Below are 10,783 nucleotides of genomic sequence, written 5' to 3'. Positions count from 1 at the left end.
TATCTTATTTCAATGATCTCTTTTCTTTCGCGCCTACAAAACTACTCTTTCTGTCAGTTTCATTCCGTATTTGCGAGTGCAAAAGTAAAAATTTATTTCTTAATGACCAAATGTTTTTGAAGAAAATTTAAAGTTTTTTTTTCATAACCCTAAAACCCCATTCACATATTAATCTCTTAAACTCCTGCTCCCCCTCTAAAGGGATGGCAAAGATAAATAACTTTTTTTTCTCAACAAAACTTTTTTGAAGTTTTATTCTCAAATATTTTACTTAACTTTAATCGTTACTCCTGCGCTACTGATTCTTTTTCAGTCCCGCAAAGATAGACCTTTAAATCCTACAACTCCAAAATTATAATTACTTAATTTATCATTTGAGGATAACTTTTATCTCAACTATCTAATCACAAACACATTACAATCAATCACAACGTTACTAACAATAAGATAACAACTAAACCCAACCTTGTTCTCAGGGAAAATCAAAAGAAATTTCTAATACAAATAATAAAATTTTAAATTAGAGAGAGCAAGAGAATATAGCATTATAATATATATTTTCACCATAATTTATAGTCTACTAATTTGGTAGATTAATTTATTATACTAAATTTGCTAATCTAAAAAAACACAATAAAAGTTTTTGCTGAAGGAAAATACAATTCAAATGATACTGTTGAATAGTATTAATATTAATATGACAGTGATCTATTTTTTTTAATCAAAAAGTCCATTAATACTGTAGACTATATTAAAAAGAAAAGTAATTTCAGGCAGAATTATTGTATTGATATTTTATAGTACAAGGAAAAAATTATGGAGAACCAGAATAAAGAAGAAGCATTTCTAAACTCTCTCTTTGCTAAAAAGCAAGAAGACAGCTATCTCTTCCACGAGAAACATCTGGTAGAATCATTTATCCAGCAGTTATTCGATACCTTATTCATATATCATCTGGAATATCAATCAGTGGCTGAGCTACAGTCCAAGTTTAATTATCTAAAAGATCAGTTGAAAATTTTAGTTACCAAAGTATCTAAAGAAAAAGATTCCTCTTTTATAGATCAGCAGGTACAGCAATTCTTTGAGCAGATACCTTATATATATGATCTGTTATTATTAGATGCTGAAGAAGTTTTAAATTTTGATCCCGCTGCACATTCTAAAGAAGAGATATTTATTTCCTATCCTGGATTCTTTGCTACGGCAATCCACCGTTTTGCTCACCAGCTCTATAGTCAGGAAGTTTTAATTCTTCCACGGGTAATCAGTGAATATGCTCATGGAAAAACCGGAATCGATATTAATCCGGGAGCTAAAATTGGCAAAAGCTTTTTCATAGACCACGGTACAGGGGTTGTGATTGGGGAAACATGTATTATTGGTAATCATGTGAAAATATATCAAGGTGTAACCTTAGGAGCATTAAGTGTATCAAAAGATCTTGCAAGTTTAAAAAGACATCCTACAATTCAGGATCATGTAGTTATTTATTCTGGTGCTACAATTTTAGGGGGAAATACAATAATAGGTGAAGGAAGTATCATCGGAGGAAATGTATGGCTTACCCATTCAGTTTCTACCAATTCAGTAGTTTATCACACCAATAAGATAAAGATAAAAGATAACAATCCGTTTCCGGATGTTATTGATTTCGTTATATAATAAAAAAGTATTAACAAAAATATTAGTTATGGCATTTCAAAATATTTTAGAAACAATTGGAAATACTCCAGTAGTAAAAGTTTCAAAACTATTTCCACAACATGATGTGTATGTAAAATTAGAAAAAACAAATCCTGGCGGAAGTATTAAAGACCGTATCGCTTTAGCAATGGTAGAGGATGCGGAAGCAAAAGGTTTATTAAATAAAGATACACAAATTATAGAGCCTACCAGTGGAAACACAGGAATTGGTCTGGCATTAGTCGCTGCGGTTAAAGGATACAAACTTACCTTAGTAATGCCGGAAAGCATGAGTGTAGAGCGAAGAAAATTAATGGAAGTATATGGAGCAGATTTCGTATTGACTCCACGCGAAAAAGGAATGAAAGGAGCTATTGAAAAAGCTGAAGAGCTCATTAATTCTACTGAGAACTCCTGGATGCCTAAGCAGTTTGATAATCAAGCCAACGTAGAAATACACAAGAAAACAACTGCACAAGAAATTATAAAGGATTTTCCTGATGGTCTGGATTATCTGGTTACCGGAGTAGGAACCGGAGGACATATTACAGGAGTAGGTGAAGTTCTTAAACAAAAATTTCCCAATCTAAAAGTAATAGCTGTAGAACCTGAACTTTCTCCGGTACTCAGTGGTGGTGCTCCAGGTCCTCACCCTCTTCAGGGAATCGGTGCCGGATTTGTACCTAGCATATTGAACACTTCTATTTTAAATGAAGTAGTGAAAGTCGGCAAGGATGAATCTTATGATTTTGCTCAAAAAGCTGCCAAGCAGGAGGGAATTTTCGGGGGAATTTCTTCGGGTGCTTCTTTAGCTGCTATTTCTAAAATACTTGCTGACAAAAAAGAAAAAGTAAGAGTTTTAACCTTCAATTATGATACGGGAGAAAGGTATCTCTCTGTAGAAGGTTTATTTTAAAAATCAATAAATCAGAAATTATCCTTCCTTAGTGTTGGATATTTTTTTAATTCAATAGTCTACAAAAACAGTAGAGAATATGATAAAAGGAAAAGTATATTTAATAGGTGCCGGACCCGGCGACCCGGATCTTATCACTGTAAAAGCAATCAAAGCATTGCAAAAATCGGATGTAGTACTGGTTGACAGATTAGTTTCATCCAAAATTTTAGAAGATTATTTTTCAGGTGAAATCATTCACGTAGGTAAAGAATGCAGGAGAGGTGCTTCTACTCCACAATCCACAATTAATGATATGATTGTTCAATACGCTCTGGAAGGGAAAACTGTTTCCCGGTTAAAGGGAGGAGACGTATCCATATTTTCAAACGTACTTGATGAGCTCAAAGTTTTAAAAATCCATTCGATTTCTTATGAAATCATTCCGGGTATTACAGCTGCTTTGGGTGCTGCGTCCTATTCGGGGATTCCACTTACGGCAAGGGAGTATTCTACAGCTGTGAGATTTATGACCTATTATAAAAGCGATCTTGTTAATGATGAATACTGGAAAGATCTTGCCCAAACTAAAGATACTCTCGTATTTTATATGTCAGTAGCAACTCTTCCAAAAGTAATTGAAAAGCTAAAAAGGGAAAATGTATTACCGGATAAGAAAATTGCCATCATAGAACAGGCAACTACTCCATTGCAGAGAGTTCATACATGTAGTTTTGAAGAATATGAATCTACGTTAAAAGATAAAAAATTTATTTCTCCTTCATTGGTTATCATTGGAAGTGTGGTTGAACTTCATGATCAATTTCATTGGTTGGAAAACAATTCTTCTGAAGATCAATATTTTCCTCCTGTTGAAAAGCTTAATAATTATCTAACTTATAAATATGTCGAAAATGCTGTCTGAAAATAAACTACAAAGTATTAGGCAATTGTTCTCAGAATTCAGTCAACAGGAATTAATATGGGTAAATGGCTATATTACAGGGTTACTTGAAACATCTTCTGATAAAACACAAGTTCCGGTAATTAATCAAAAGCCTAAAAAAATAACGCTTGCCTATGGAACTGAGACAGGAAATGCCAAAAGGTTAGCAACTCAACTTTCTGGGATAGCCAAGAAAGCAAATATTCAGGTGAAGCTAACAGGTGTAGATCAATATCGATTCAATGATCTGCCTAAAGAAGAATATTTTTTTCTTGTTATCAGTACTCAGGGAGATGGAGAACCACCTATTCTTTCAAAAAAATTCTATGATCATGTTATAGAGAATGATATTGATCTTACTAAAATGAATTTCGGAATCCTGGGATTAGGAGATTCTTCGTATCCTGAATTCTGTAAAACAGCAGAAGATCTTCAACAACGATTCCTTCAACTCGGGGGAAAGGAATTTGAGCCCATTCAAAAATGTGATACCGACTATCAAAAGGATTCCGAAAACTGGTTCCAGAGAGTTATTGAAAAATTGAACTCTCAACCTTATGCCACTGAGCAAAATAAAAAGGACACAATATCAAGTTCTTCTTCAAAAAAATATTATGAGGGAATTGTAGCCACTCACATTAATCTAAATGATATCGGTTCAAACAAAGAAACTTATCATATCGAAATTACTACGGACGATGAAATTGATTACGAGCCGGGAGATGCCCTAGGAATTATTCCTGCCAATAAAATTGAAAGGGTTAATGAGATATTGAACTTGGTACAATTTGATCCTTCCACCATTTTAGTAACAGAAAGAGTGACTGCTTCCGTAGAAGAACTTTTAAAACAACATCTTAATATCAGTTACCTTTCCAAATCAACAGTGAAGAAATATGCTGAATTTACCGGTCATCATATTAAGGAGGAAAGATTAGGTCTTTTGGAACTATTACAAAAGTATCCGTCTAATATTGATTTTGAAAAAGTGATCTCTATCTTACCGTTTCAATCACCAAGGTTATATTCTGTTTCCTCTTCTCCATCAGGACATGGAACCACAGAAATCCATTTGACGGTTTCTAAAAACAGATTCGTTGTTGAGGATAAAGAAAAAATTGGAGTATGCAGTGAATTTCTTTCGGAACTGGACATTGATCAGAAAGTTGAATTTTATATTCAGAAAGCACATCATTTTAAGCTTCCGGACGAAAATAAAGATATCATTATGATCGGTCCAGGAACAGGAATCGCTCCATTCCGTTCATTCATCACAGAAAGAGATGCCACCGGGGCTACAGGAAAAAACTGGCTCATCTTCGGAGAACAGCATTTCATAACTGATTTCCTTTATCAGACAGAAATTCAAAGTTTTTTACAAACAGGGGCGATTTCTAATTTGGATCTTGCTTTTTCAAGAGATGGAAATGAGAAGATTTATGTACAGGATCGATTAAAAGAAAAATCTTCCGAAGTTTATGAATGGTTAGAAAATGGAGCTTACCTGTACGTATGTGGAAGTAAAGATCCCATGTTTAATGATGTTAGGAATACACTTCTTGAAATTCTTGAGGAAAACGGGAAAACTGAAGAAGAAGCTCAGCTTTATCTGGATGAACTTGAAGACAATGAACGATTCGCTAAAGATGTTTATTAAGATTTAAAATATATAAAACACAATTTAACAATGTCAGAACAGAAAAACTTATCTCCGGTAGAAAAAATAAAAACCGAAAGTAATGGATTAAGAGGAACTCTGGAAGAAAGTCTTTCAGATCAGTATACAGGTGCATTACGTGAACAGGATCAACAACTGGTAAAATTCCATGGAATGTATCAGCAGGATGACCGTGACCGAAGAGAGGAAAGAAATCAAAAAAAACTGGAATGGCTCTATTCTTATATGATCCGCTTGAGAATTCCCGGAGGACTGATCAGCCCTGAGCAATGGGTTGGCTTACATCATATCGCAGGACAATATTCTACAGGAACTATAAAAATCACTACCAGACAAACTGTTCAGCTCCATGGGATATTAAAATCTCAAACAAAACCAACGATAAAGTCTTTCAATACTCTTCACCTGGATTCCATAGCAGCATGTGGTGATGTTAACAGAAATGTTACCTGCACATCTCATCCATCTGAATCACCATTACATGAAAAGGTTCATGCATTTGCATCTAAAATAAGTGAGCTTTGTCTTCCTAAAACAACAGCTTATTATGAAATATGGCTTGATGAAGAACAGATCGAAGAAAAAAAGAATCCGGAAGATCCGTTGTATCAGAACAGATATTTACCGAGAAAATTAAAAATAGGAATTGCTGTTCCACCTAACAATGATGTGGATGTCTTTATTAACGATATTGCGTTAATAGCCATTATTGAAGATGGAGAACTCAAAGGTTTTAATATAGGAGCCGGTGGTGGTCTGGGTGCCACTCATGGAAATGCAGCAACCTATGCAAGATTAGCTTCTATTTTTGGATTTCTTGATTCGGAAGAAAAAGTATTAAAAGCTGTATATGAAATTATTACGGTTCAGAGAGATTATGGAAACAGAAGTGACCGAAAACTTTCACGCTTAAAATATACTATTGATAGACTGGGAGTTGAAGAATACAAGCGTCTTGTAGAAGAACGTTGCGGTTTTCAGTTTGAAAAAGCAAGATCTTATGAGTTTACCCAAAGAAAAGACCGTTACGGCTGGGAACAAAACCATGAAGGAAAATGGTATTTCACCTTATTTGTAGAAAGTGGAAGGGTTTTGGATGAAGGAGAGTATTCATTAAAGACAGGTTTATTAAGAGTTGCAGAAACCGGTAAAGCCAATTTCCGTTTTACCTGTAATCAGAATTTAATCTTAGCTGATATTCTGCCTGAAGATAAAGAAGTAATAGAAACAATACTTCAGGAGCATGGTATTTCAGATTATACAAATCGGGCAAGTGCACTGAGAAAAAACTCAATTGCATGTGTAGCTTTTAATACTTGTTCATTAGCTTTAGCTGAAGCTCAGCGTTATCTTCCAAGCCTGATCACAAAAATTGAGCCTATTCTAGAAAAATATGGTCTTCAGAACGACGACATTATCATAAGAATGACCGGATGTCCTAATGGTTGTGGCCGATCCCCGAATGCTGAAATAGGGCTTATCGGAACAGCTTACGGAAAGTATAATCTGCACTTAGGCGGGGATCGTCTTGGAACAAGGCTTAATTCAAAATATAAAGAAAATCTCGAAGAAGCTCAGATTCTTGAGACTTTAGATTCGCTTTTCTCTGATTATTCTAAAAACAGAACATCAGAAGAAACATTCGGAGATTTTACATTGAGAACCATTTTTAAAAATTAAGCAGGAATGAAACACGGATTGTTAAAAAATATAAACACACTTTATCCCAAAAACAGATTCATCAGAAATATTTATTTCTCAAGTATGTGCTGTTAATTATGTCCCCAAATAATTAATACATGAACGAAAAATAAATACTATAAAAAAATGAAAGTTTCAAATAATAAACAGATTAAAAAATATACATTAGGAATATTCCTCTTATCTACAGTTTCAATATATGGACAGCAACAATTAGTAGAAATTACAGGTTCTATAAAAAGCAAGGATCACATTTCTCTTTCAGGAGCTCATATCAAAGTAAAAAATACTTCTGAGGAGGCAGTGAGTGAAGCCGATGGAGAGTTTAAACTAAGAACAAGAATAAATTTTCCGTTTGTAATCATTGTAGAAAAGAAAGGATATGAACCTACTCAGCTGGAAATCCTTAATGCCGAAAACAAAATTTCTGTAGAACTTAATTCTCAAGCCCATATTATAGATGATGTGGTTATTACTGCCCCTCGAACAGAAGAAAAAACACTGAAATCTCCTGTCTCTGTTGAAAAGATTGATATTAAAGCTATTAGAGAAACACCAGCTCCATCTTTCTATGAAACTATGGAAAATGTAAAAGGAGTCCAGCTGCTGACCTCCAGTTTAACACTGAAAGTCCCTAATGCCCGAGGATTTAACTCTCCCAATAACTTCAGATTTATGCAGCTTGTAGATGGTGTGGATGTGCAGGCCGCTACATTGGGAGTTCCCCTTGGAAATGCAATTGGCCCCACGGAACTTGATATACAGGCTTTAGAAATAACACCTGGTGCAGCTTCAGCTTTATACGGAATGAATGCAATTAATGGACTTGCCAGTTTACAGACCAAAAATCCTTTCAAAACAGAAGGTTTGAGTCTGTATTTCCGGGGAGGAATCAATCATATTGATGATGCTAGCCGGGGAGCAGCTTCTACCCATGAAGTAGCTTTGAGATATGCTAAAAAAATAAGTGATAAAATTGCCTTTAAAATCAATGGTTCGTACTTAACAGGAGTAGACTGGATTTCCAATACTTTAATAGACCAGAATCCAAATTATCTGGCAACTGCGAATCCCGGTTTTTCTGAATTAAACGGAACCAATAATCCGGCACAGGATTTATGGAATAAATATGGTGATGAAAGAAATAACCGAACCACCGTAAAAGCAACCATCAATGGCAAAACTCAAATATTCAATGTTTCCAGAACGGGATATCTGGAAAAAGATCTGGTAGATCCTACAGTAAGAAATATAAAATTTGATGCTGGTCTTTATTATAAAATATTTAAGAATACCGAAGTTTCCTATAATTATCGTTATGGGCTCTTAGACGGAACCTTTCAGCGGGGCAATAAGATTCGATTACAGGGAGCAACTGTTCAGAACCATAAAGTGGAAATCAAAGGAAAAGATTTTGACATAAAAGGATATATCTCACTTGAAAATACAGGAAAGTCTTATAACTTAAAACCTTTAGCCGATAATTTAGACTTAACGAATAAATCTAATAAAGATTGGGCTAATTCTTTTCAAAATGCTTTACAAAATGAAATCAACGCAGGAACTGATCTTGCTAATGCATTTATAAAAGCAAGACAGGCAGCAGATCAGGGACGTGTAGAACCGGGAACAGTCTCTTTTAATTCTTTGAAAAATACAATTATCGGAATTAATAATTGGGATCATGTAAATGCCGGTTATTCCACAGCGCCGGCTACTGGGGGAGCCTGGTTAAAGCAAGAGTCTACTACTTATAATATAGATGCCACTTATAATCTTTCCCGATATGTAAAATATTTTGATCTTTTAGTCGGAGCTGATTATCGTGTTTATTCTGTATTGCCGGATGGTAATAATTTTGTGGATTTTAACCGCCCTGTGGTGGAAAGAAATACACCTTTAGCTGACGGAAGCTTCGGAGATAATCAATTGTATAAAAAATTGGGAGCTTTTGCTCAGATTACTAAAACAATTTTAGATAATAAATTAAAGTTGAACGCTTCTTTAAGGGTAGATCATAACCCTCTCTTTAAAACTAAATTCAATCCAAGAATTGCTGTCGTATATTCTCCGGTAAAACAACATAATTTCCGGGCATCCTATCAAAATGGATTTAGATTTCCATCCATTTTTGAAGCATTGGGATATGTTAATAACGGAGGAGTAAGACGTGTCGGTGGTCTTGAGATGGTTAATGATGGACAAGGGTTTTTAAATAATTCTTATACACTGGCTTCAATTGATCTCTTTAACGCTGCTGTAAATTCTGCAATATCTTCAGGACAAGGTCAGGACATTGCTGTTCAGAATAGCAAATCGTTATTAGTAGCATCCAATCTTCCTGAAATGAAGCCTGAACAAATAAATTCTTTTGAAGTGGGATATAGAACCATTCTCAACGAGAACAAAATTGCGATTGATTGGGATGCTTACTATAATATCTACGATGGATTCTTAGGACAGGTAGATGTAGCAGTTCCTAAGAATGGTGATATCGGAACACTTGCTGGAATTAATGATATGTTAGATAAAACTCAGCAAACCAGGTTTAGAGTATTTACCAATAGTGTTAACAAATATAAAAGTTTAGGTTCAACTCTTGGTATCAGATATAATTTTTATGAAGACTACACGATCTCAACAAATGTTAGTTATAACGATTTAATTTCCAATAACAGCAATGACATTTTTATTACAGCTTTCAATACTCCAAAATGGATGTTTAATCTAAGCTTTGGCAATAAGGAAATATTTAAAAATATAGGATTTAATATTGTTGGAAAATGGCAGACAGGATTCGATTGGCAAAGTCCCTTGGCTAATGGATATATACCATCATATGCTACTATTGATGCTCAGATAAATATTAAATTTCCTGAGATCAATTCCAATATTAAAATCGGAGGAACAAATATCCTTAATCATTATTATTATCAGTATGCAGCGGGTCCTACTATCGGTGGATTATATTATATAGCTTATACATTTGATCTTAATTTAAAAAAATAATTCAATGAGCAATACCTTATTCCCTATATTCCTGAAAACAGAACATCTCCGTTTCCTAATCATAGGAGGCGGAAATGTAGGACATGAAAAAGCAGAAACTCTGCTAAGACAGAATCCGGAAACTAAAATAAAAATCATAGCAAAGACTTTTGGGGATAATATAAAAAAACTAATCCGTCAGTTTTCTCATATTGAATATCAGGAAAAAGAATTTGATGAATCTGATTTAGAAAATATAGACATAATCATTGCAGCAACCGATAACAATATTCTTCATCAAAGAATAAAACAGATTGCCAATTCAAAAAATATTTTGGTAAACGTTGCTGATCAGCCTGATCTTTGTGATTTCTACCTTGGATCCATCGTTAAGAAAGGAGATTTAAAACTGGCTATTTCTACAAATGGCAAATCACCTACTATAGCAAAAAGACTAAGGGAAACACTGGATGAAAATATTCCGAATGACATTGATGAAGTTCTGAATAATCTTCATAATCTACGTAATTATCTATCGGGCGATTTCAGAAGTAAATTAGAAATTTTGAATACAATAACAGCAAGTCTTTCTGATAATCCGGAAGATATTCCACGGTATTTAGAATATATTTCCAGGTATAAATAAACTAGATAAAAGCTTAGTTTCCTTAATATACTATTGTTGTATCCTTTTAATGTAATGTTATTATAGTAATAGGTATAAAAACAAAAAAGTCTCATACGTAATGTATGAGACTTTTAAATAAAAACTGGCGGCGACCTACTCTCCCGCGTTAGCAGTACCATCGGCGCTGGTGGGCTTAACTTCTGTGTTCGGAATGGGAACAGGTGAGCCCCACCGCTAAAACCACCCTAAAGCTTGTATATA

Annotated in this window: 7 protein-coding genes and 1 rRNA gene; 7 read left to right on the top strand and 1 reads right to left on the bottom strand. The window is 34.4% G+C overall.

Annotated features, from left to right (window positions below; all coding sequences use genetic code 11):
* Positions 1 to 816 precede the first annotated feature (816 nt).
* From Q0A18_RS14990 to Q0A18_RS14960, 7 genes are all read left to right on the top strand, one after another.
* Positions 817 to 1,665, top strand: coding sequence for a serine acetyltransferase (locus tag Q0A18_RS14990; RefSeq protein ID WP_292010967.1), 849 nt, complete (start codon positions 817 to 819; stop codon positions 1,663 to 1,665).
* 28 nt (positions 1,666 to 1,693) lie between these two features.
* The gene (gene cysK, locus Q0A18_RS14985; RefSeq protein WP_292010966.1) at positions 1,694 to 2,602 is read left to right on the top strand and encodes a cysteine synthase A; all 909 of its coding nucleotides are present in this window, start codon (positions 1,694 to 1,696) and stop codon (positions 2,600 to 2,602) included.
* Between the two features lie 79 nt (positions 2,603 to 2,681).
* Positions 2,682 to 3,506: a uroporphyrinogen-III C-methyltransferase gene (gene cobA, locus Q0A18_RS14980; protein ID WP_292010965.1), complete on the top strand. Its 825-nt coding sequence runs from the start codon at positions 2,682 to 2,684 to the stop codon at positions 3,504 to 3,506.
* Positions 3,487 to 5,184 carry a flavodoxin domain-containing protein gene (locus Q0A18_RS14975; RefSeq protein WP_292010964.1) on the top strand — a complete coding sequence of 566 codons (1,698 nt, stop codon included), beginning with the start codon at positions 3,487 to 3,489 and terminating at the stop codon, positions 5,182 to 5,184. The genes cobA and Q0A18_RS14975 overlap by 20 nt, the downstream gene beginning before the upstream one ends.
* A gap of 12 nt (positions 5,185 to 5,196) precedes the next feature.
* A complete protein-coding gene (locus Q0A18_RS14970; protein ID WP_292010968.1) occupies positions 5,197 to 6,885 on the top strand; it encodes an NADPH-dependent assimilatory sulfite reductase hemoprotein subunit in 1,689 nt (562 codons plus the stop codon).
* Positions 6,886 to 7,032: 147 nt separating this feature from the next.
* A complete protein-coding gene (locus tag Q0A18_RS14965) occupies positions 7,033 to 9,915 on the top strand; it encodes a TonB-dependent receptor (RefSeq protein WP_292010963.1) in 2,883 nt (960 codons plus the stop codon).
* Positions 9,916 to 9,919: 4 nt separating this feature from the next.
* Positions 9,920 to 10,540 carry a bifunctional precorrin-2 dehydrogenase/sirohydrochlorin ferrochelatase gene (locus Q0A18_RS14960; protein WP_292010962.1) on the top strand — a complete coding sequence of 207 codons (621 nt, stop codon included), beginning with the start codon at positions 9,920 to 9,922 and terminating at the stop codon, positions 10,538 to 10,540.
* A gap of 122 nt (positions 10,541 to 10,662) precedes the next feature.
* Here Q0A18_RS14960 and rrf read toward each other — a convergent pair.
* Positions 10,663 to 10,770: ribosomal RNA gene (gene rrf, locus Q0A18_RS14955) — 5S ribosomal RNA — on the bottom strand.
* Positions 10,771 to 10,783 lie beyond the last annotated feature (13 nt).

Origin of the sequence: Chryseobacterium sp. (assembly GCF_022712095.1) — a bacterium.
Classification (GTDB): Bacteria; Bacteroidota; Bacteroidia; order Flavobacteriales; family Weeksellaceae; genus Chryseobacterium.
The sequence above is the reverse complement of the archived record's forward strand: the minus strand, read 5'-3'. Positions and strand labels throughout refer to the sequence as shown.